This is a genomic window from Rathayibacter sp. AY2B3 (assembly GCF_002931755.1).
In the GTDB taxonomy this organism is placed as follows: domain Bacteria; phylum Actinomycetota; class Actinomycetes; order Actinomycetales; family Microbacteriaceae; genus Rathayibacter.
This window is the reverse complement of record NZ_PSUG01000017.1, coordinates 24,512-47,477: the sequence shown is the minus strand read 5'-3', so window position 1 is coordinate 47,477 and position 22,966 is coordinate 24,512. Positions and strand designations below refer to the sequence as shown.

Below are 22,966 nucleotides of genomic sequence, written 5' to 3'. Positions count from 1 at the left end.
CGAGATGAGCGCAGGGCGTCGTCCCTGCGCGCCGACGGAGTGTACGTGCACCAGAACCAGCAGACCATCAGCGAGCCCCGGAGCGAGGCGGGCGCCGATCCGGCGACCCCGGCTCTCGAGGCTCGCCACCTCTTCAAGGTGTTCGGCCGGAGGCCCGACGAGGTCGTCCGCCGACTGGGCGAGGGTGTCGACCGCGGCGAGCTCGCCGGACTCGGCACTGCCGCGGTGATCGACGCGTCCTTCACCGTGCGCCGAGGCGAGATCTTCGTCGTGATGGGCCTCTCCGGCTCCGGGAAGTCCACCCTCATCCGCATGCTCAACGGGCTCCAGGAGCCCTCCGCGGGCGAGGTCCTGATCGAGGGCTCCACCATCACCGGCGTCTCCGAGGCGGAGCTGCGCCGCGTGCGCCGCTCGTCGGTGTCGATGGTGTTCCAGCACTTCGCGCTCCTCCCGCACCGCACCGTGCTCGACAACGTCGCGTACCCGCTCGAGATCCAGGGCGTCCCCGCGGCCGAGCGCCGCGAGCGGGCCCTCCTCGCGGTCGAGCGCGCCGGTCTCGCCGGCTGGCACGAGAAGATGCCCGACGAGCTCTCCGGCGGCATGCGCCAGCGCGTCGGCCTCGCCCGGGCGCTCGCCGCCGACACCGACATCGTGCTGATGGACGAGGCGTTCTCGGCGCTCGACCCGCTGATCCGCCGCGAGATGCAGGAGCAGCTGATCGAGCTGCAGCACGAGCTCGGCAAGACCATCGTCTTCATCACGCACGACCTCAACGAGGCCATGTTCCTCGGCGACCGCATCGCGGTGATGCGCGACGGCCGCATCGTCCAGATCGGCACTCCGGAGGAGATCCTCACCGACCCGGCGAACGACTACGTCGCCCAGTTCGTGCAGGACGTCGACCGCGCCCGCGTGCTCACCGCCTCCGCCGTGATGGAGCCCGCGCGCTCCGTGGTCACCCTGGCGGCCGGTCCCCGCGCCGCGCTGCGGAGCATGCGCGACCTGCAGACCTCGGCCGCGTTCGTGGTCGGCGGCGGACGCCGCCTGCTGGGCACGGTCCGCGACCGCGACGTGATCGAGCAGGTGCGGCGGAGCGTCGGCGACCTCTCGGCGGTCCTCACCTCCGACGTCGTCACCGTCGGCCCGGACACCGCCCTCAGCGAGGTCATCGAGCCCGCCGTCGAGTCGGCGCTGCCGGTCGCCGTGGTCGACGCCGACGGGCGCCTGCTCGGAGCGATCCCGCGGGTGACCCTGCTCGCGGCGCTCGGCAACGTGCCCGCCCACACCGGCGAGCACCCGGTGATCGAGCCGCCCGCCACCGTCTCGACCGAGGTCGTCACCGCGACTCTGCACGCGACCGGAGGCCCCGTCGAGGACGCCGTCCTCGCGACGGACGGGGGTGCACGATGACCGATCTCGGCTTCCGCCTCCCGCTCGGCGCCCTCGCCGAGGGCGCCGTCGACGTCCTCACGCAGACCTTCCAGCCGGTCTTCGACCTGCTGCGCACCGTCTTCGGCGCCCTCTACTCCGGCGTCGACCTCGTCCTCGCGACGCCGCCCTTCTGGGTGATCGTCGCCTTCCTCGCCGTGCTCGCCTACGCCGTCCGCGGCTGGGTCTTCGCGGCCGGCACCGCCGTGGGGCTCCTGCTGATCGTGGGGGTCGACCAGTGGGAGAACGCGATGGACTCTCTCGCTCTGGTGCTCGTCGCCTCCGTGATCGCCATCGCGCTGAGCGTGCCGCTGGGCGTGCTCGCCGCGCGCAACCGCACGGCCTCCGCGGTCATCCGGCCCGTGCTCGACCTGATGCAGACGATGCCGGCCTTCGTCTACCTGATCCCCGCGCTGATCCTGTTCCGGGTCGGAGTGGTGCCGGGCATCGTCGCGACCATCGTCTTCGCGATGGCGCCGGGCGTCCGGCTCACCGAGCTGGGCATCCGCGGCGTCGACCCGGAGCTCGTCGAGGCGGGGGAGTCGTTCGGCTCCTCGAAGTGGCGGATCCTCCGCCAGATCCAGCTGCCGCTGGCGCTGCCCTCGATCCTGGCGGGCCTCAACCAGGTCATCATGCTCTCGCTCTCGATGGTCGTCATCGCGGGCATGGTCGGCGCCGGAGGGCTGGGCGGCGACGTCGTCGCGAGCCTCAACCGGATCGACGTCGCGCTCGGCTTCGAGGCGGGCGTCTCCGTCGTGATCCTCGCGGTCGTCCTCGACCGGATGACCGGCGCGCTGGGCTCGCCCTCGCCGGCGAGGGTCGCCCGGGCGAAGAACCGCCGCGCCGTCGTGGCGACTCGCTCGGCCGTCGGCGTCGTCTCGATCGGCCTGGTCGCGTCCCTCGGGGCCGCGGCCCTCGCCGCTCCCGCCACCGCCGCCTCCGTCGACAACGGCGACCGCACCGACGTGACCGTCGCCGTGTTCCAGGGCTGGGACGAGGGGATCGCCGTCGCCGCTCTGTGGGAGGCGGTGCTCGAGGAGCAGGGCTACGACGTGACCCTGCAGAACGCCGACGTCGCCCCCGGCTTCCAGGGCCTCTCGACCGGCGACTACGACCTCGCCCTCGACACCTGGCTGCCGCTCACCCACGCCCGGTACGTCGAGCAGTACGGCGACTCGATCGTCGACCTGGGCGCGTGGAACGACGAGGCGAAGCTGACCATCGCGGTCAACGAGGACGCCCCGATCGACTCCCTCGAGGAGCTCGCCGCCGACCCGGGCGTCGTCGGGAACCGCCTGATCGGCATCGAGCCCGGCTCCGGACTGAACAAGACGACGACCGAGGACGTCATCCCGGGCTACGGCCTGGAGGGGATGGACTACCTCACCTCATCGACGCCCGCCATGCTCCAGGAGCTCTCGAGCGCGACCGCCGCGGGCGAGAACATCGCCGTCACGCTCTGGCGCCCGCACTGGGCCTACGACGCGTTCCCGGTCAAGGACCTCGAGGACCCGAAGGGCCTGCTCGGCCAGGCGGAGGGGATCCACTCCTTCGGCTCGGCCGCGTTCGACGCGGACTACCCGACGATGAGCCGCTGGATCCGAGACTTCCGGATGGACTCGAAGACGCTCTACTCGCTCGAGAACGCGCTCTTCAACGACGGGGCCGACGACCGCTCGGCCGCGCTCGCCGCGTGGATGGACGAGAACCGGGAGTACGTCGACACGCTGATCACCTGATCACCCGATCACCTGATCACCGTCGCGACGAAGGCCGAGCGGCCGGAGTCCTCGTCTCGAGGGCTGCTCCGGCCGCTCGGCCTTCGTCGTGCAGGGCGTCAGGCGGTGACGCGGCGTCCCGCGGTGGCGCGGACGAGGAGGGTGACCACCAGCACCACGGCGGCGGCGACCAGCGCGGCGATCCCGGCGGGGACCGAGACGAGCTCGCCGGCGAAGCGGCCGACGGCGACCCAGGAGAGTCCCCAGACGAGCGAGAGCATCGGGGCGATGCGCCCGCGGCCGGTGACGGCGATCAGGAGTCCGACGAGCGCGGCGACGGCGAGGACGACGACCGCCCAGACCGCGGCGCCCGGACCGTCCGCGCTGCCGACTCCCGCGCCGACGAGCCCGGCGGTGACGTTCGCGGCCGTGGCCACGCACACCCAGCCGAGGTAGAGCCCGAAGGTGCCGTCCGTCACGATCGCGTCGACCACTCCGGCCGAGCGGGTGGTGCGGAGGATCACGAAGATGCGCGCGAGCACGGCGAGCAGCAGGGCGATCACGACGACGCTGAGCGTCAGGAAGCCGGCCTGGACGACCAGGATCCACGCGGCGTTCAAGAGGAGGCTCGCGGCGGCCCAGTAGCCCAGCCGGCGGTGGCGGGTGCGGGCGGTCTGGGAGGGGAGGAACTGCCAGATCGCGTAGGCGATGAGGCCGGTGTAGATGACGCTCCAGATCGCGAAGGCGGGGCCGTCGGGGGCGATGGGGGTGGAGGACGCGGTCAGGGCGCCGCCCGCCGCGTCCTGGATCTGAGTGCCGCCCGCGGCGCCCGAGCCGATGAACGAGCCGATGAGGGCGAGCACCGCGCTCACGGCGACGACGACCTGGCGGATCCGGTCGGCGCGGTCGGGGGTTCGTGTGGCGGTCATGTCGCTCCTCCGTTAGTCAGCTGGCTGAGTAATTAGAGTAGCGCGATTCCGCTCCCCGTCCACTGGGGCTTGCGGCGCGGCCCCGGCCCTGGATGAGGGCCGGGGCCGGATCCTCAGGCGCGGGCGGCCGCGTACTGCTCGCGGATCACGGGCCGGTGGTCCGGCGCGGGCTCGGCCACCGAGGTGACGGTCCACGTCGGACGGGATCCGGTCAGCGCCCAGGCGGCCTGCACGGCGGCACCGTCGGCCACGTACTCGCCGGGCGTCGGCACCTGCACGGGCACGTCGAACACCTGCGAGGCCGCGAGCTGCACGGCGCGGTTCTGCGCGGCTCCGCCGATCAGGAGGATGCGCCGCGCCTCCACTCCCTGCGCGCGAACGGCGTCGAGGCCGTCGGCCAATCCGCAGAGCATGCCCTCGATCGCCGCGCGGGCGAGGTTCGGGCGCGTGGTCGAGGCGATGGTCATCCCGTGCAGGCTCGCCGTCGCGTCCGGCAGGTTCGGCGTGCGCTCGCCCTCGAAGTAGGGGACCAGCACGAGGCCGTCGGCACCCGGCTCCGCCTCGAGCGCCAGTGCGGCGAACTCGTCGAAGTCGCTGCCGAGCAGGGTCGCGGTCGAGGCCAGCACGCGCGCGGCGTTGAGCGTCGCGACCAGCGGCAGGAAGCGCCCGCTCGCGTCGGCGAAGCCGGCGACGGTCCCGGAGGCGTCGCGCACCGGGTCGTCCGTGACCGCGAAGACGGTGCCGCTCGTGCCGATGCTGACGACCACGTCGCCGGGGCCGGCGCCGAGGCCGAGCGCGGCGCCCGCGTTGTCGCCCGCGCCGGGGCCGACGACGAGTCCGCTCCCGGTGCGGCCCGCCTCCTCCGAGGGACCGAGCACGCGGGGGAGCAGCGGGCGGTGGCCGAGGGCGCGCTCGAGCAGCTCGAGGTCGTAGCCGTCCGCTCCCCAGTACGAGGTGCCGGAGGCGTCGGACCGGTCGGTCGTGAGCGCGTCGAGCTGCGGACCGCGGGCGGAGTCGGGGCCGTAGCCGAGCAGGCGCCAGGTCAGCCAGTCGTGGGGGAGCGCGACGGCGGCGACGCGGGCGGCGTTCTCGGGCTCGGCGTCGCGAAGCCAGCGGAGCTTGGTAGCGGTGAAGGAGGCGACCGGCACCGATCCGGTGCGCTCCGCCCAGGCCTCGGCCCCGAGCTCCTCGATGAGCGCGGCGGCGGCCGGCGCGCTGCGGGTGTCGTTCCAGAGCAGAGCGGGGCGGATGACGACGCCGCTCTCGTCGAGGACGACCATGCCGTGCTGCTGGCCGCCGACCGAGATCGCGGCGACGTCGTCGAGTCCGCCGGCGTCGGCGAGGGCGAGCTGCAGCGCCTCCCACCAGGCGGCGGGGTCGACCTCGGTGCCGTCGGGGTGGCTCGCCCGGCCGGTGCGCACCACGGTGCCGGTGTCGAGGTCGCGGACGACCACCTTGCAGCTCTGGGTCGACGAGTCGATCCCTGCGACGAGCGTCATCGCTGTCCTCTTTCGTTGGGGGTACGGGGTCGGGCGTCCGGTGCGTAACCGGGCCGGATGCAGGAGAACGGACGAGATCCCGTGCGGGTGCAGGGGATCTCGTCCGTCTCAGGTCGTCCCGCGGCGGACCGCGGGCTCAGAGGGTGCGGGTCAGCCGCGGGCGCCGAGCAGGTGCTCGGTGGCCAGCTGCTGCAGGCGCACGAAGCCGAAGCCCTTGCCGCCGAGGTAGGCGTCGGTGTCGAACGACTCGTACGAGGCGGCGTCCGCGAGCAGGTCGTCGTACGACTCGCCCTCGTTCAGCGTCGGGGTGGACAGCTCGGCGACCTTCGCGGCGGCGAGCGCCTCCTGCACCTCGGGGTCGGCGCGGAAGGCCGCGGCGCGCTCCTTGAGCAGCAGGTAGGTGCGCATGTTCGCGGCGGCCGAGTCCCAGACTCCGGTCTCGTCCTCGGTGCGCGAGGGCTTGTAGTCGAAGTGGCGCGGGCCGTCGTAGGCCGGGACGCCACCGGGGCCGCCGTTCTCGAGGAGGTCGACGAGCGAGAACGCGTTGTGCAGGTCGCCGTGGCCGAAGACGAGGTCCTGGTCGTACTTGATGCCGCGCTGACCGTTGAGGTCGATGTGGAAGAGCTTGCCGTGGTACAGCGCCTGGGCGATGCCGGCGGTGAAGTTCAGACCCGCCATCTGCTCGTGGCCGACCTCGGGGTTCACGCCGACGAGCTCGGGGCGCTCGAGGGAGTCGATGAAGGCGATCGCGTGGCCGAGCGTCGGCAGCAGGATGTCGCCGCGGGGCTCGTTCGGCTTGGGCTCGATGGCGAAGCGGATGTCGTAGCCCTTGTCGGTGACGTAGTCGCCGAGCAGGTTGACGGCCTCGCGGTAGCGCTCGAGCGCGGCGCGGATGTCCTTGGCGGAGTCGTACTCGGCGCCCTCGCGGCCGCCCCACATGACGAAGGTCTTCGCGCCCAGCTCGGCGGCGAGGTCGATGTTGCGGAGGACCTTGCGCAGCGCGAAGCGGCGGACGTCGCGGTCGTTCGAGGTGAAGCCGCCGTCCTTGAAGACCGGGGCGCTGAAGAGGTTCGTGGTGACCATCGGCACGATGAGGCCGGTCGACTCCAGAGCGCCCTTCAGGCGGTCGATCTGGGTCTGGCGCTCGGCGTCGGTGGAGCCGAAGGCGAACAGGTCGTCGTCGTGGAAGGTGAGGCCGTACGCGCCGAGCTCGTCGAGCTTCTCGACCGCGTGGACGACGTCGAGCGGCTCGCGGGTCGGGCCGCCGAACGGGTCCGTCCCGTTGTAGCCGATGGTCCAGAGGCCGAACGAGAACTTGTCGGCGCGGGTGGGGGTCAGGGACATGGGATCCGAATCCTTTCCGGCGACGTCGCCGAATTGTTGTTGGGCCCAACATATCCCCTGCGAGTCGGGAGGCGCAACGAGGGTCGAGGCGGTCGGCTCGTCGGAGGATCGCTTGCGCAAGCGCTTCGACTGTGCGTACAGTCGCTCCAGCACGACCGGTCGAAGCGCTTCGAAGCTCGATCGCGACCGACGACGACGTCCGGCAGGAGGAATCATGGCGACCATCCACGACGTGGCCCGCGCTGCCGGCGTCTCGATCAGCACCGTCTCCTACGCCCTCTCCGGCAAGCGCTCCATCGCCGCCTCCACCCGGCAGCGCGTCGACGACGCGGTGCGGCAGCTCGGCTACCGGCCCCACGCGGGAGCCCGGATGCTCGCGGGGACGCGGACCCACATCCTCGCCCTCTCCGCCCCGATGCGCGGCGAGCTGCACCTGCCGACCCACATGCGCTTCGTCACCGAGGTGCTCGAGCGCGCCCGGGAGTCGGACTACGACGTCCTGCTGCTCGTCACCGACGAGGCCTCCAGCGGCATCGGCCGCGTCTCCTCCTCCTCGCTCGTCGACGGCATCGTCCTGATGGGCGTCGACGACGACGACGACCGCGCCGAGCTGATCCGCGCGGCCGGGGTCCCCGCCACCTTCATCGGCGTGCCCGCCGACTCGCACGATCTCGCCTGCGTCGACCTCGACTTCGCCGAGGCCGCCCGGCAGAGCGTCCGCCGGCTCGCCGAGCTGGGCCACCGCTCGCTCGGCCTGCTCGAGCACCCGCAGTCCTACACCGACCGCAACGCCGGCTTCGTCCGCCGCTTCGACGAGGCGTTCCGCGCCGAGGCCGCCGCGCTCGGAGTCGAGATCGCGGTCGAGCGCCCGCACATCGGCCGCCCGAGCGCACAGGCCGCGATCGACGCGATCCTCGCCGCCCCCGTTCCGCCGACCGCACTCGTGCTGCACTGCAACGAGCCCGTGGCGGAGGCGGCGATCGAGCGCGTCCTCGAGCGCGGCCTCTCCGTCCCCGGCGACCTGTCGATCCTGGCGGCCTGCGCCAGCTACGACGGCGGCGCCCTCCCGGTCCCCACCAGCAGTCTTCCCCTCCCGTTCGACGCGATGTGCCGAGCGGCCGTCGCCCGGACCCTCCAGCAGATCGAATCCGGCCGCACCGTCGGCGTCGAGCTGCTCCCGCCCTCCTACGTCGACCGCGGATCCCTCGCGATCGCTCCGACCGGCGCTCCGGCGCCGGCGGTCCCGTCCGGCACCCTCGCGCCGGCCTCCCTCTAGTCCTCCACCCTCGTCCCGCCCGCTCCGGCTCTGCGCACTGTCGAAGCGCTTCGACACCGCGCCTCCGCGAGAGAGCGCTCCCTGCACCACCCTCCGCAGCACCACCGCACCGTTCGAAGGAGAACCACCGCAATGTCGCTCCGATCCCGCTCCGCCTTCCACCGCCCGACCGCCGGTCTCAGCCGGCGCAACCTCCTCGCCGGCGGAGTCGGCCTCAGCGCGATGTTCGCGCTGGCCGCCTGCTCCGGAGGCGGCTCCGACGCCGGCTCCGACGCGCTCTCGACCACGGTCGACGGCGCCGGCCGCACCCTCACCCTGTGGGACTTCGAGACGCCCGACAGCGACCGCGGCATCGCCTGGCTCGCCGCCCGCGACCTCTTCACCCAGGAGACGGGGGCCGAGATCGCGTACGAGTTCAAGGCCTTCGAGCAGCTGCGCACCGGCGCCAGCCAGATCTTCAACTCCAACTCGGCACCCGACGTCGTCGAGTACAACAAGGGCAACGCGACCAGCGGACTCCTCTCGAGCCAGGGCCTGCTCACCAATCTCGACGAGGCGGTCGCGTTCTACGGCTGGGACTCGCTGATCCCCGGCGCGCTGCAGACCACCGCGAAGTACGACGAGAACGGGATCATGGGCTCCGGCTCCTGGTACGGCATCCCCAACTACGGCGAGTTCACCTTCGTCTACTACAACAAGGACGCCTTCGCCGCGAACGGCCTCGAGGTCCCCACCACCTACGAGGAGTTCACGGCCGTCCTGGACGCCTTCGTGGCCAAGGGCATCACCCCGCTGGCCGAGGCCGGCGCCGAGTACCCGCTGCAGCAGCTCTTCTACCAGCTCGCGCTGCTGAAGGCGGACCGCTCCTGGATCACCGACTACCAGACCTACACGGGCGAGGTCGACTTCGAGGACGCGGCCTGGAGCTACGCGGCCGACCAGCTGAAGACGTACGTCGACAAGGGCTACTTCTCGGCCGACGCCTCCGGGCTGAAGGCGGAGGACGCGGGCACGGCGTTCATCTCGGGCGAGTACCCGATCTTCTTCTCGGGCTCCTGGTGGTTCGGCCGCTTCAAGACGGAGATCACCGGATTCGAGTGGGACACGTTCCTCTTCCCGGGCGCCGAGTTCACGATGGGCTCCGCCGGCAACCACTGGGTGATCCCGGAGACGGCGAAGAACAAGGACCTCGCCTACAAGTGGATCGACATCACGATGCGACCCGAGATCCAGAACCTCATCGGCAACAACGGAGGCATCCCGCTGGTCGTCGACGAGAGCGCCATCACCGACGAGAAGAGCAAGGCGCTGCTCTCGCAGTGGAAGACGGTCGTCGACGGCGACCAGCTCTCCTTCTACCCCGACTGGCCCACCGCGACCTTCTACGACGACCTGGTCGCCGCCACGCAGGAGCTCATCAACGGCTCCTCCGACGAGTCCGCCATGCTCTCCGACCTCCAGGCCAAGTACGACGACGGAGTCGCCGACATCAAGTGACGCGGAAGCGTCACGCGATGCCGGCCAAGGCGGCCGGCCCCGCTTCCGCACCGCACCCCGCGAGATGCCACTTGTGACGCCGACACGCCGTCGCACGCCGTCACAGGTGGCATCTCGCGGCAGCACACCCACGACCCCGTCCGACCTAGGAGTACCCATGACGACGACAGCACCTCGTCGCGCGGAGAGCGCGCCGCCTCCCACGACGCCGCCCCGCGAGAAGCGCTCCGGCGGCTACTGGCTCTACCTGATCCCGGGGTTCGTGCTCTTCACGTTCATCGTGCTGATCCCGCTGATCTGGAACGTCTCCGTCAGCTTCACGTCCTGGCGCGGCATCAAGCCGCCGATCTTCATCGGCCTCGACAACTGGATCGAGCTGATGGGCGACGACCAGTTCTGGACCTCGTTCCTCAACTCGGTCTACATGATCATCGCGATGGTGATCGTCCCCACGATCCTCGGACTCCTGCTCGCGGCGATCCTGTTCGATCTCGTCGGCAAGAAGTTCGGCGGGCGCCTGGCGAGCTTCCTCCGCGCCACCTACTACCTCCCGCAGATCCTGCCGACCGTCATCGCCGCGATCGTCATCGGCTGGATCCTCCGCCCCGACAACGGCGCGCTGAACTCGATCCTCGAGGCCGTCGGACTCGGCTCCCTCTCGCACGACTGGCTGGGCAAGCCGGACACGGCGATGCTCTCGATCATGGTCGTGATGATCTGGGTGCAGCTGGGCTACCCGGTCGTCATCTTCATGGCGGCGCTGCAGCGCGTGGACCCCGAGCTCTACGAAGCGGCGGAGCTCGACGGCGCGAACTGGTTCCAGCGCTTCCGCTGGATCACGGTCTCGATCATCCGGCCCGAGATCTTCGTGGTCACCCTCACCTGCACCATCGCCGCGCTGAAGGTCTTCGGCCCGATCTACGCCCTGACCCGCGGCGGCCCGGGCGACTCCACCATCGTCCCCTCCTACTACTCGTACACCGAGTTCTTCCAGAAGCAGCAGGTGGGCTACGGCGCCACCATCGCGACCGCGCTCACGATCGTCATCGTGATCCTCGCCGTGCTGTTCATCCGCGCCCAGGAGCGCGTCGAGCGCAGCGAAGGAGCCCGCTGATGTCGGCCATCGAGACCCTGCCCCTCACCCAGGCCGGCACGGAGGACGCGGACCTCTCGTCCTCCCGTCCCGCGAAGCCCGCGAAGGGCACCACCAAGCGCACCCTCGGCGACTGGGTGATCCTCGCGGTCGCCGTGGTGATCGGGCTCGTGATCGTCAGCCCGGTGCTGCTGATCCTGCTCAACTCCTTCAAGACCCCCGCGGAGTACTCGGCGAACGGCCCGCTCGCCTTCCCGACCGGCCTCTCCTTCGACGGCCTCTCGACCTTCTGGAGCCGCGTCGACTTCCCCGAGAAGCTCGGCAACTCGATCCTCATCTCGGGGTCGGTGGCGATCCTCGCCGTCGCCCTCTCGGTGCTGAACGCCTACGCGATCGGGATCGGCCGGGTCCGCGGCCGGAGCTGGATCATCGTGCTGTTCCTGCTGGCCAACATGCTCCCGCAGGAGGCCCTGCTCTACCCGCTGTACTACATGTTCAAAGCGGTCGGGATCTACGACACCCAGCTCTCGGTCATCGTCATCTTCACCGTGATCCAGTCGGCGTTCGGCACCTATCTGCTCTCGAGCGTCTACGGCACCTTCCCGAAGGAGATCCTCGAGGCCGCGGCTCTCGACGGCGCCTCGAAGTGGCAGGTGCTCACCCGGGTGATCGTCCCGATCTCGCGGCCCACCCTCTCGGTGCTGATGATCTTCTTCTTCATCTGGACCTGGAACGAGTTCCTTATCCCGCTGGTCTTCCTGGTGAGCGACGCGACGCAGACCGTCCCGATCGCGATCTCGAGCCTTCAGGGCGACAAGATCATGGACGTCACGACGACCAGCGCGAGCGCGCTCCTGGGCCTGCTCCCGACGCTGATCTTCTTCCTGATCTTCCAGCGCACCCTCACCCGCGGCATCACCGCCGGCGCGGTGAAGTAGCCCTCTCTCCCTCCGTCGGCGCCTCCCTCGCGGGATCCGCCGGCGCGCCATCGAAAGGCACCTCCATGAAGTTCACCGACGGGTTCTGGCAGACGCGGGCCGGATTCACGCCCCTGTTCGCGCAGGAGGCGTACGACATCCGCACCGGCGGCTCCTCGCTCGAGGTGATCGCCCCGACCCGGGTCATCCAGGGCCGCGGCGACGTCCTCAACCGGCCGGCGCTCACGGTCACGGTGTCCTCGCCGGCCGAGGGGGTCGCACGGGTGCGGATCGAGCACTGGCGCGGGACGGCGGCCCGCCCGGGCTTCGAGCTGGCCGAGGGCGACGTCGGAGCGGCGGAGGTGACGGAGACGGGCGGCGTGCTGCGCACCGGCGACCTCGAGGTCCGGATCGGGCAGGGCGCTCCGTGGTCGCTGGAGTTCTGGGACACCTCGACCGGCTCGCGCCTCACCGGCTCGGGGCACAAGGCGCAGGGCTACCTGACCGGACCGGACGGAGCCGCCTACCTGCACGAGCAGCTCGACCTCGGCGTCGGCGAGCTGGTCTACGGGCTCGGCGAGCGCTTCGGCCCTTTCGTGAAGAACGGCCAGACCGTCGACGTGTGGAACGCCGACGGCGGCACCTCCTCCGAGCAGGCCTACAAGAACGTCCCGTTCTACCTCTCCAGCCGCGGCTACGGCGTGCTCGTGAACGACCCCGGCCTCGTCTCGTTCGAGATCGGCTCCGAGGCGGTCGAGCGCGTGCAGTTCTCGGTCGGCGGGGAGGCGCTGGAGTACCTGGTGATCCAGGGCCCGACGAAGAAGGACGTGCTGCGCCGCTACACAGGCCTCGCGGGCCGCCCCTCCGTCGTGGCCGCCTGGAGCTACGGGCTGTGGCTGACCACCAGCTTCACCACGAGCTACGACGAGGAGACGGTGAACTCCTTCATCGACGGCTTCGCGGAGCGGGAGCTGCCGCTGTCCGCGTTCCACTTCGACTGCTTCTGGATGCGCGAGTTCCAGTGGACCGACCTCGAGTGGGACCCGCGCACCTTCCCGGACCCCGAGGGGATCCTCGCCCGCCTGCACGAGCGCGGGCTGCACACCTGCGTCTGGATCAATCCGTACATCGCGCAGGCGTCGCCGCTGTTCGCCGAGGGGCGCGAGAAGGGGTACCTGCTCACGACGGCCTCCGGCGACGTCTGGCAGTGGGACATGTGGGTCGCGGGGATGGCGCTGATCGACTTCACGAATCCGGAGGCGACCTCCTGGTTCCAGGAGAAGCTCCGCGTCCTCGTGCGCCAGGGGGTCGACTCCTTCAAGACCGACTTCGGCGAGCGGATCCCGTCGGAGGGCGTCGTCTGGGCCGACGGGACCGACCCTGAGGCGATGCACAACTGGTACACCCAGCTCTACAACCGCGCGGTGCACGAGGTGCTCGAGCAGGAGCTCGGCGAGGGCCGCGCGGTCCTCTTCGCCCGCAGCGCCACCGTCGGCGGACAGTCGCTGCCGGTGCACTGGGGCGGGGACAACACCTCCTCCTACGTGTCGATGGCCGAGACCCTGCGCGGAGGCCTCTCGCTCGCGCTGGGCGGGTTCGGCTTCTGGGCGCACGACATCGGCGGCTTCGAGGGCACGCCCGATCCCGGAGTGTTCAAGCGCTGGCTCGCGTTCGGCCTGCTCTCCTCGCACTCGCGCCTGCACGGATCCTCCTCGGTGCGCGTGCCGTGGGCGTTCGACGAGGAGGCCGTGGAGGTCACCCGGCTCTTCACCCGGCTGAAGCTCTCGCTGATGCCCTACCTCTTCGCGGCCGGGGCGGAGGCGGCGCGCACCGGCGTCCCGATCATGCGCCCGATGGCGCTCGAGTTCGAGGACGACCGCAGCGCCGCCCACCTCGACACGCAGTACCTGCTGGGGCACGACCTGCTCGTCGCTCCGGTGTTCACCGAGGACGGCACGGTCGAGTTCTACCTCCCGCGCGGGACGTGGACGAGCTGGTGGACGGACGAGCGGATCGACTCGACGGGGGAGTGGCGACGGGAGGTCCACGGCTTCGACTCGCTGCCGCTGTACGTGCGCGAGGGCGCGGTGATCCCGGTGGGCGCCCGCCAGGACTCGGCGGAGTACGACTACCTCGACGGGCTCGAGCTGCGGGTGTTCCCGGGGCCGGACGGAGTGACGCCGGTGCGCGTCGTCGCGCACGACACGGGGGAGGAGACGGTGTTCACCGTGACGCGCTCCGGAGGCGACGTCGCGGTCGACGGTCCGGCCGGCACCTGGACCTGGACCCGCGCCGGAGACTGAGTCGCGCGCCGTCAGCTGAGAAGGGGGTCCCTCGCTCCAGGGTGGAGGGACCCCCGTCTCAACTGACGTTGGGGGCGGCGGGCGCCGTCCGACCCGCCGATAGGCTGGCATCGGCCAGCAGAGGAGACCGCGGATGCCCGACCACGCGACGCGCGGCAACAACCTCGACCGCGTCCGGCGCCACAACCTCTCGGCGATCCTCCGCCTCGTGCACCGCGGCGGCCCCCGCTCCCGCTCGCAGCTGACCCGCCTGACCGGCCTCAACCGCTCGACGATCGCGGCGCTGGTCGGCGAGCTGGTCGAGCTCGGCATCGTGCGCGAGCGCGAGCCCGCCACGCCGAACCAGGTCGGCCGGCCGAGCCCGGTCGTCGAGGCCGATCCCGGAGTCGTCGCGCTCGCCGTGAACCCCGAGATCGACGCCGTCACGGTCGCCGTGGTCGGCGTCGACGCCGTCGTCCGCCGCCGCATCCGCCGCGCCGCCTCCGTCCCCACCGCCGAGGCCGCCGCTCGTCTGGCGGCCGAGGCGGTCGCCGAGCTGCTGGCCGAACTGCCCGAGGAGACGCGGACGGTCGGCATCGGCGTCGCCGTGCCCGGTCTCGTCCGCGACGCCGACGGCCTGGTCCGGGTCGGCCCGCACCTCGGCTGGGACGACGAGCCCTTCTCCCGCATGCTCGCCGACGCGACCGGCCTGCCCGTCCTCTCGGCGAACGACGCCAACCTCGGCGCGCTCGCCGAGAGCGTCCTCGGCGCCGGCCGCGACGTCTCGCACCTCGTCTACCTCAACGGCGGCGCGAGCGGAGTGGGTGCCGGCGTCATCGTCGGCGGTGCGCCTCTGCACGGCATCGACGGCTACGCGGGGGAGATCGGCCACACCCTCGTCAACAGCGCGGGCATCGACTGCCACTGCGGCGCCGTCGGCTGCCTCGAGACCGAGGTCGGCCGCGCCGAGCTGCTCACCGTGCTCGGCCTCGACGAGAGCGAGCGGCTGGAGGAGGCGCTCGCCGCCTCCGAGGACCCGGCCGTCCGCGCCGAGGTCGAGCGCCAGCTCGGGCACCTCGCGGTCGCCCTGCGCAACGTGATCAACGTGTTCAACCCGCAGCTCGTGGTGCTGGGCGGCTTCCTCGGGGCGCTGATCGGAGTCGCGCCGGGGTTCCTGGAGGAGCGCCTGGGCCGCGGCGGTCCTTTCCGGGTCGCGCTCGACTCCGTGCGCATCGTGCGGACCGAGCTCGGCGCCGATCTGCTCATGCTGGGCGCCGCAGAGCTCGCCTTCGAGCGTCTGCTCGCCGACCCGCTCGGCACTCCGCTCCACCCGGTCTGACCCGACGGCGGGCCGAGGGGTGGCGCCGCTGACCGACACGTGGTCGAATTGATTCGACCGAGCGGCGTGGAGCCGACCGGGTCCGCTCCCGCGCCGAGGACGACACCGGCCGCACCTCTCCCTCCCATCCCGCTGCGCCCCGCGCAGGAAGGCACTCCGTGTCCACTCTCGCCTCGACTCCGACCGGCTCCGTCCCCGTGCGCCGCCACCCGGGCGACGCCCTCACGGCCCGCCAGCGCCTCGTCTACGTGATCGTCCTCGGCTCGCTGACCGCCCTCGGGCCGTTCACGATCGACCTCTACCTGCCGGCGTTCCCCGCGCTGCAGAGCGAGCTGAACGTCTCGGAGGCGGCGGTCCAGCTGACGCTGACCGGCACGACCCTCGGCTTCGCGCTCGGCCAGCTGGTCGTGGGCCCCTGGAGCGACGCGGTCGGCCGGCGCCTGCCGATCCTGCTGGCCACGTCGCTGCACGTGCTGGCCTGCGTCGGCGCGGCGCTCGCCCCCGAGATCGTCACGCTCGGCGTCTTCCGCTTCCTGATGGGAGCCGGCGCGGCGGCGGGCGGCGTGGTCGCGATGGCGATGGTCCGCGACCTCTTCGGCGGACGCCCGCTGGTGCGGATGCTGTCCCGCCTCGCCCTGGTGTCGGGCCTCGCGCCCGTGCTCGCGCCGGTCATCGGCTCGCAGCTGCTGCTGATCATGGACTGGCGCGGGATCTTCGTCTTCCTCGCCGCGTACGGCGTGCTGGTCGTCGCGGCCGTCGGCCTCCTCGTCGTCGAGACGCGGCCCCGCGCGGCCCGGCACGAGCGCGAGCACCGCTCGCTCGTGCAGCGCTACCGGGCCGTCCTCAGCGACCGCGTGTTCCTCGGAGTGGCGGTGATCGGGGGCATGACCTTCGCCGGCCTGTTCACCTACCTCTCCAGCTCCTCGTTCCTGTTCCAGGGCCTCTACGGATTCGACGCGCAGCAGTACGGCCTGCTCTTCGCCGTGAACTCGCTCGGCGTCGTCCTCGGCGTGCAGGCGTCCTCCTACCTCAGCCGGAGGATCGGTCCGCAGTGGATCCTCGCGATCACGACGCTGACGCTGTTCACCTCCGCCGGCCTGATCGCCCTCTTCGACGTGCTCGGGCTGGGGCTCTGGGGCACGCTGGTCCCGCTGTGGTTCTTCATCGCGTCGTGCGGCTTCAGCTTCCCCTGCGTGCAGGTCCTCGGCCTGGTCAACCACGGCCGGGAGGCGGGGACGGCCGCGTCGCTGCTCGGAGCGGTGAACTTCGGCACCGCCGGACTGCTGTCGCCGATCTCCGGGATCTTCGGCGCAGGCTCGGCCGTGCCGATGGCGCTGGTGATGATGGCGACGGCGACCGTGTCGATCCTGGCGCTCTGGCTGATCGTCCGGCCGAGGAGCGTCCCGGCGCTGCAGGACTGAGCGGGCGGCTCCGGCGGGTCCCGGCGGTCCGGCGCGCCCCGCTCCTGCGGCTCCTCCCGGGCGTTCCGACCCTCGCTGGATCCGCTCCCGAGCACCGCTGCTACAGTCCCCTCCCATGTCCTCCCGCGACTCCTCCGCCCTGCTCGCCGAGCTCTCCGACCCCGACCGCGACGTCCGCCTCCGCGCGGCGATGACCCTGGGCGAGCTCGCCGAGCCCGCCACCGCCGAGCCCCTCGCCGCGCACCTCTGGGAGGAGCCGGACTTCTTCGTCCGCGACGTGCTCACCTGGTCGCTCGGCCGGCTCGGCTCCGCAGCCGTCCCCGTCGCCCGCGAGGCGCTCGGCCGCGAGCCGCGGGTGCGCACGCAGGCGCTGCACGTGCTCAGCAAGATCCTCGACCCGCACACGCTCGACGACATCGCCCCGCTGGCCGCCGACTCCGAGCCCGCCGTCGCCGCGAAGGCCCGCTTCGCGCTGGGCCGCCTCGGCGACGAGCGTGCGCTGCCGGTCCTGCTCGGCCTGCTCGGCGACGACGACGCGGAGGCGCAGAACGTGCTCACCGACGTCCTCGCCTCCTTCGGCGCCGCGGCCGTCCCCGGTCTGGAGCAGGCCCTCCGCGAGGGGTCCGCGCCGGTCCGCCGTCACGCCGCCGCCGCCCTCGGCTACCTGGGCGTCGACGCACGACCGGCCGTCGACGCGCTGGACAGGGCCGCCGGCAGCGACGACTCCGCCCTCGCGGTCTCGGCCGTGATGGCGCTCGGCTCGATCACCGGTCCCGACGCGGCCGCCGCGCTCGAGCGGGCCTCCGCCTCGGACGACTCCCGCGTGAGCGCCGTCGCCGCGCGGCTCCTCGCCCGCGCCTCCGAGCCGACCCGGCTCGACGCCCTCCGCGCCGCCCGCCTGGCCCGCGCGGCCGGCTGAGCCGCGCCGCGGACGTCCGCGGGGAGAGGCCGGGCATCCGAGCGGCCGGCCGAGCCGTCCCGCAACCCCCAGCGGGGGAACGCCTTTGGCGGCATCATGTCCGGATGGATCACCGCGACGACCGACTGTCGACCGAGCCCGGAATCGCGCGCCCGGACGCCGTCCAGCGCTCGCGGATGCGCGAGCAGGTGCCGTCCGACGACGTCGCCGCGCGGCTGCTGACGAAGGAGGCGGCGCACCGGGTCTCCCGCCGCTGGCCGCTGATCTCCGCGTCGCTCGCGATCCTGCTCACGGTGCTCCTCGCCGTGCTGATCGCCTTCCGCCCCACCTCGGCCTTCCGCTTCGACGTGGAGTGGATGGACGAGATCGTCGAGCACCGCTCGCCGGTGTGGGACATCCCGGCCCTCGTCATGAACACGGTCGGAGCGGGACTCGTCGGCACGACGCTCATCCCGCTCGGCATCGTCGCCGTGCTGCTGGTGTTCCGGAGGCGGTGGGCCGCGCTCTACTACGCGATCGCCGCGCTGGTCAGCGTGGGCGCCACCCAGCTCGTCAAGGAGTTGGTGGGACGCGCCCGCCCGGCCGACATGCTCGTCACCAGCGACTACGGCTCCTTCCCGTCCGGCCACACCGCCAACGCCGCGACGACGGCGATGGTGCTGGCCCTGGTGTTCCCGCTGCTGTGGGTCTGGATCGCCGGCTTCCTCCACACCGTGGCGATGATGGCGAGCCGCACCTACCTCGGCGCCCACTGGCTGAGCGACACCGTCGGCGGTTTGCTGCTCGGGATCGGGGTGGCGCTCGTGGTCTGGGCTCCGCTCGCCGGCCGCCTGCGCACCGAGGCCGAGCTCCCGCACCCGCCGATCTGGATCCGCCGCACCACCTGACGCGCGCAGACCCTCCCCGTGGGAGGGCCGGGGGATCGCGGGGTCCGTCGTCCGCGGCGCCCGAGGAGCGCGGAGGCCTGCCGATCAGCCGAAGGCGGAGAGGGAGTCGAGCTCGTTGAAGGTGTAGACGTGCAGGCCCGCGAGGCGGTCGCCCGCCGCCGCTTCCAGTCGCGCGACGAAGGCGGACGGGTCGAAGCGGCGCCCGCGGAGCAGCCCGCCGGCCACTGAGGTGCTCCGCTTCAGGAAGCCGAGCGAGGAGCCCACTCCGATCCGCGCGCCGAGCGTCAGCAGCCGCGAGCGCTCGACCGGCCCCGGCACACCCGCCCACAGGTCGGCGGTGACCCCCGTCTCGCGCAGCCGGTCGGCGTAGCGGACCACCGCGTCGACGTCGAAGCACATCTGCGTGACGATCGAGCGGATGAACGGAGCGCGCTCGCGCAGGTGCCGCTCGATGCTCTCGTCGGAGAGGTGCGGGTGGCCCTCGGGGTAGCCCGCGATGTCCAGGGCCAGCCCGGGCGAGATCTCGCGGGCGTCGCGGATGAGCTCGAGGCTCGTGGAGTAGGTGCCCGCCGCCGAGGACGCGTCGCCCGAGATCACGAACGCCTCGTCGATCCCCGCCTCGCCCATCCGACCGAGGACCCGCTCCAGCGCGCCGCGGCCCTCGACGTTCCTCGCCGCCAGATGGGGTACCACGCGGAATCCGCGGTGGGCCAGCGCGAGCGCGCAGTCCACGGTCCGCCCGGTCCCGTGCTTCGGCAGGCTCGTCACGGTCAGCGTCACCGCGGAGGGGTCCGGGAACGCCCGCGCGGCGCGCTCGCCGATGTCATCGGCCGGGATGATCTCGAAGCGCGCGCGGGTCATCGGCCCAGCCTGCCACGCGGAGGCGGAGCGGCGCGGGGGGTCGCCGCGCCGCACGAGTGTCGGAGGGGCGCCCTAGCCTGGAGCCGATCGCCGCCCGGTGGTCGCGGAAGGAGTCGCGTGTACCTGGAGTCCGGACGCGTGGTCACGAGCCCCACCGACCTGTCGAACTGGGCGGCCTGCGAGTGGGCCGTCCTCCGCCGGTTCGACGCCCTTCTGGGCCGCGCCCCGCGCCTCGAGGCCGAGAAGGATGCGATGCTCGAGCGCACCGCGGTGCTCGGCGACGAGCACGAGCACCGCTTCCTCGCCGAGCTGAAGCGCACGCACGAGGTGCTCGAGTTCGAGCGCCCCGAGCCCGCCGGCTACCCCGCGGCGGCCGAGGCGGCCGTCGAGGCGATGCGCGCCGGGGTCGACGTGCTCTACCAGGCCACCTTCTTCGACGGCGACTTCCTCGGCTTCTCGGACTTCCTCCTCCGCACCGCCGACGGCGCCTACGAGGTCTACGACACCAAGCTCGCCCGGCACGCGAAGATCCCGGCGCTGCTGCAGCTCGCCGCCTACGCCGAGCAGATGCAGGCCCGCGGCATCCGCGTGGGGGAGCAGGTGCATCTCGTGCTCGGCGACGGCTCCGTCACCAGCCACGAGCTGGCCGTCGTCGCCCCGGTCCAGCGGGTGCAGCGCGCCCGGCTCCGCGCCGTGCTCGCCGAGCGCCTCGCCGCCGACGAGCCGCTGGCGTGGGGCGATCCGCGGTATCCCTCCTGCGGGCGCTGCTCCGTCTGCGCGCCCGAGGTCCAGGCGCACCGCGATCCGATCCTCGTCGCCGGGATGCGGCTCGACCAGCGCGCGAAGCTCGCGGCGGCCGGCGTCCTGACCCTCGACGCACTGGCCGAGCACGACGGCCCCGTGCCCGGCCTGGGCGCGGGCACGCTCGAGGGCCTGCGCGCCCAGGCGAGGCTGCAGCTGCGGTCGGAGTCCTCGCCGGTGCCGACCGTCGAGGTGATCGACGCCTCCGTGCTCGCCGCGCTGCCCGCCCCCGACCCGGGCGACCTCTTCTTCGACTTCGAGGGCGACCCGCTGTACACCGAGGACACCCGCGAGTGGGGCCTCGACTACCTCTTCGGCATGGTCGACGACCAGGAGCGCTTCACCGCGCTCTGGGCGCACGACCTCGCGGACGAGCGCCGCGCGCTCCTCGACTTCCTCGCGCTGCTGCAGGCCCGCCGCGCCGAGCACCCCCGGATGCACGTCTACCACTACGCCTCCTACGAGCGCAGCCACCTGCTCTCGCTCGCGCTCCGGCACGGCGTCGGCGAGGAAGAGGTCGACGCGCTCCTGCGCGACGGCGTCCTGGTCGACCTGTACCCGGTGGTGCGGCGGGCGCTCCGCGTGGGCTCGCGCAGCTACTCGCTGAAGAAGCTGGAGCCGCTCTACATGGGCGACGAGGAGCGGGACGCGTCCGGCGTCACGAACGCCGCCGACAGCATCGAGATGTACGTGGAGGCGCGGGCGGCGCTGGAGGCCGATCCGGTCGACGGCCGGCGCCGGCTCGACCTCGTCGCCGAGTACAACGCCTACGACTGCCGCTCCACGCTGCGCCTGCGCGACTGGCTCCTCGAGCTCGCTCCGCCGCGCGAGGAGCTGCCGCCGCTGCTCGAGGTCGAGATCCCCGTGCCCCGCGAGCCGCACCCGGTCGCGGTCGCCCTGCTGGCGCAGGTCGAGGGGATCGAGCCGCGCGAGCGCACGCCCGACCAGACCGCGCTCGCCCTCGCCGGCGCGGCGATCGACTACCACCGCCGCGAGGCCAAGACCTTCTGGCAGGAGCACTTCGACCGCCTCCGGCAGCCGCTGGACGAGTGGGCGGACACCCGCGACGTCGTGATGATCGACCGGGTCGAGGTCGTCCGCGACTGGGCGAAGCTCCCACGGGCCCGCACGCAGTCGCGCGAGCTGCGGATCCTCGGCCGACTCGCTCCCGGCAGCCGGCTCGGCGTCGGCTCCTCGCCGTACCTGGTCTACGAGGCCCCGGCGCCCCCCGGTGCGCCCTCACCCGGTCCCGGTCTGCGCGGCGCCTCCGAGCGCTCCGAGATCCTCGCGGTCGACGACGACGGCGAGCGGATCGTCCTGCTCCTCAAGGAGGGCCTGAAGGCGGGGGAGGAGCCTCACGACGACGCCCCCGTGGCCCTCGCCCCCGCGCCGCCGCCGCGTGCCGCTCCCCAGCCCGAGGCGATCGCGGAGTGGGGCGCCGAGGTCCTCGACGCGCTGCCCGCGATGCCGGCCGACCCGGCGCTCGACGTCCTCCGCCGCGTGCCGCCGGCCGCCGTCGCTCCTGTGCAGGGCGACGACGTGATCGGCGCGGTCGTCACGACTCTGCTCGGACTCGACCGGGCGACCCTCGCCGTGCAGGGGCCGCCCGGCACCGGGAAGACCTACGTCGGCTCCCACGTCATCGCGCGGCTGGTGAACGAGCACGGCTGGCGGATCGGCGTGGTCGGCCAGTCGCACTCGGTGGTCGAGAACGTGCTGAGCGCGGTCGTCGGCCGCGGCGTCGATCCCTCCCGGGTGGCGAAAGTGCCCAGGAGCGGCACGTCGCCCGAGGCGCTCGAGGCCGCGCCCTGGGCGCCGGTGAAGAACGCGGCGGCGCTCACCGCGGTCCTCGAGGAGGGCGGCGGCTGCGTCATCGGCGGCACCGCCTGGACCTTCGCGAACCCGGTCACCGTGCCGCGCCGCTCGCTCGACCTCCTGGTGGTCGACGAGGCCGGGCAGTTCTCGCTCGCTCCGACGATCGCGTCGGCCGTCTCCGCTCAGCGCCTGCTCCTGCTCGGCGACCCTCAGCAGCTGCCCCAGGTGAGCCAGGGCGCGCACCCGGAGCCGGTCGACGAGTCGGCGCTCGGCTGGCTCGCCGACGGTCACGACGTCCTCCCGCCCGAGTACGGCTACTTCCTCGCGCAGACCCACCGGATGCACCCGGCGCTCTCCGACGCCGTCTCCGAGCTCTCCTACGAGGGCGCGCTGCGGTCGCGGGCGCCGGAGGTGCGCCACCTGGAGGGGGTCGAGCCGGGCGTGCACTCCGTCCCGGTCGAGCACGCGGGCGACACCACCTCCTCGCCGGACGAGGCGAGGCGCGTCGTCGAGATCGCCCTCTCCCTCGTCGGCCGCACCTGGACCGACGAGCACGGCGAGCGGACGCTGACCGCGGCCGACGTCATCGTCGTCGCGCCCTACAACGCTCAGGGCGGGCTCCTCCGCGCCGCCCTCGACGCCGCGGGCCTCGAGGAGACGCCGGTCGGCACGGTCGACCTCTTCCAGGGCAGGGAGGCGGTGGTCGCCATCGTCTCCCTCGCCGCGTCCTCGGGGGCGGACGTCCCGCGCGGGATGGAGTTCCTCCTCCTGCCCAACCGCCTGAACGTCGCGGTCTCGCGGGCGAAGTGGGCGGCGTACCTGGTGCACTCGCCGGCGCTCGCCGCCTCGCTCCCGACCTCGCTGACCGGCCTCGAGCACCTCTCCGGCTTCCTCCGCCTGCTCGAGCGGGGAGAGCGGGCCGCCCTGTGACGGATCCGGT

General features: G+C 72.5%; 16 protein-coding genes. 12 read left to right on the top strand and 4 right to left on the bottom strand.

All coding sequences use genetic code 11. The features are described from left to right. Positions 1–45: 45 nt before the first annotated feature. Both C5C24_RS07600 and C5C24_RS18565 read left to right on the top strand, forming a co-directional pair. On the top strand, positions 46–1,410 hold the full coding sequence (locus C5C24_RS07600; RefSeq protein ID WP_258065087.1) for a glycine betaine/L-proline ABC transporter ATP-binding protein: 1,365 nt from the start codon (positions 46–48) through the stop codon (positions 1,408–1,410). After that, complete coding sequence (locus tag C5C24_RS18565; RefSeq protein ID WP_104304667.1) at positions 1,407–3,167, top strand: ABC transporter permease/substrate binding protein; 1,761 nt, start codon at positions 1,407–1,409, stop codon at positions 3,165–3,167. The genes C5C24_RS07600 and C5C24_RS18565 overlap by 4 nt, the downstream gene beginning before the upstream one ends. A gap of 98 nt (positions 3,168–3,265) precedes the next feature. On the opposite strand, the gene C5C24_RS07590 is transcribed toward C5C24_RS18565, so the two are convergent. The 3 genes from C5C24_RS07590 to xylA form a co-directional block, all read right to left on the bottom strand. After that, positions 3,266–4,075 carry a tryptophan-rich sensory protein gene (locus tag C5C24_RS07590; RefSeq protein WP_104304666.1) on the bottom strand — a complete coding sequence of 270 codons (810 nt, stop codon included), beginning with the start codon at positions 4,073–4,075 and terminating at the stop codon, positions 3,266–3,268. 113 nt (positions 4,076–4,188) lie between these two features. Next, a complete protein-coding gene (gene xylB, locus C5C24_RS07585) occupies positions 4,189–5,574 on the bottom strand; it encodes a xylulokinase (protein WP_104277779.1) in 1,386 nt (461 codons plus the stop codon). Between the two features lie 150 nt (positions 5,575–5,724). Next, positions 5,725–6,918, bottom strand: coding sequence for a xylose isomerase (gene xylA / locus C5C24_RS07580; RefSeq protein ID WP_104277780.1), 1,194 nt, complete (start codon positions 6,916–6,918; stop codon positions 5,725–5,727). A 214-nt stretch (positions 6,919–7,132) separates the two neighbouring features. Here xylA and C5C24_RS17620 point away from each other — a divergent pair, with 214 nt between their 5' ends. The 9 genes from C5C24_RS17620 to C5C24_RS07530 all read left to right on the top strand — a co-directional run bounded on the left by C5C24_RS17620 (position 7,133) and on the right by C5C24_RS07530 (position 18,549). Next, positions 7,133–8,194, top strand: coding sequence for a LacI family DNA-binding transcriptional regulator (locus tag C5C24_RS17620; RefSeq protein ID WP_181135503.1), 1,062 nt, complete (start codon positions 7,133–7,135; stop codon positions 8,192–8,194). Between the two features lie 132 nt (positions 8,195–8,326). Continuing rightward, positions 8,327–9,691: an ABC transporter substrate-binding protein gene (locus C5C24_RS07565; protein ID WP_258065086.1), complete on the top strand. Its 1,365-nt coding sequence runs from the start codon at positions 8,327–8,329 to the stop codon at positions 9,689–9,691. A 157-nt stretch (positions 9,692–9,848) separates the two neighbouring features. After that, positions 9,849–10,805, top strand: a complete 957-nt coding sequence (locus tag C5C24_RS07560; RefSeq protein WP_104277782.1) for a carbohydrate ABC transporter permease — start codon at positions 9,849–9,851, stop codon at positions 10,803–10,805. Beyond that, complete coding sequence (locus C5C24_RS07555) at positions 10,805–11,722, top strand: carbohydrate ABC transporter permease (protein ID WP_104277783.1); 918 nt, start codon at positions 10,805–10,807, stop codon at positions 11,720–11,722. Before C5C24_RS07560 ends, C5C24_RS07555 begins: the two co-directional genes overlap by 1 nt. Positions 11,723–11,787: 65 nt before the next feature. Next, positions 11,788–14,004 (top strand): alpha-xylosidase, encoded by a 2,217-nt coding sequence (yicI, locus tag C5C24_RS07550; protein ID WP_104304665.1) that lies wholly within the window; start codon positions 11,788–11,790, stop codon positions 14,002–14,004. Between the two features lie 133 nt (positions 14,005–14,137). After that, positions 14,138–15,322, top strand: a complete 1,185-nt coding sequence (locus C5C24_RS07545; protein ID WP_104304664.1) for an ROK family transcriptional regulator — start codon at positions 14,138–14,140, stop codon at positions 15,320–15,322. A 158-nt stretch (positions 15,323–15,480) separates the two neighbouring features. Then, positions 15,481–16,743, top strand: a complete 1,263-nt coding sequence (locus C5C24_RS07540; RefSeq protein WP_181135502.1) for a multidrug effflux MFS transporter — start codon at positions 15,481–15,483, stop codon at positions 16,741–16,743. Positions 16,744–16,858: 115 nt separating this feature from the next. Continuing rightward, positions 16,859–17,662, top strand: coding sequence for a HEAT repeat domain-containing protein (locus C5C24_RS07535; protein ID WP_104282195.1), 804 nt, complete (start codon positions 16,859–16,861; stop codon positions 17,660–17,662). Positions 17,663–17,766: 104 nt separating this feature from the next. Further along, entirely contained in the window at positions 17,767–18,549 is a 783-nt protein-coding gene (locus C5C24_RS07530; RefSeq protein ID WP_258065085.1) for a phosphatase PAP2 family protein, read from the top strand. Between the two features lie 84 nt (positions 18,550–18,633). On the opposite strand, the gene C5C24_RS07525 is transcribed toward C5C24_RS07530, so the two are convergent. Then, positions 18,634–19,410 (bottom strand): methylenetetrahydrofolate reductase, encoded by a 777-nt coding sequence (locus tag C5C24_RS07525; protein WP_104304663.1) that lies wholly within the window; start codon positions 19,408–19,410, stop codon positions 18,634–18,636. Between the two features lie 117 nt (positions 19,411–19,527). On the opposite strand from C5C24_RS07525, the gene C5C24_RS07520 reads away from it, so the two are divergent. After that, positions 19,528–22,956 carry a bifunctional RecB family nuclease/DEAD/DEAH box helicase gene (locus C5C24_RS07520; protein WP_104304662.1) on the top strand — a complete coding sequence of 1,143 codons (3,429 nt, stop codon included), beginning with the start codon at positions 19,528–19,530 and terminating at the stop codon, positions 22,954–22,956. The last annotated feature ends 10 nt before the right edge of the window (positions 22,957–22,966 follow it).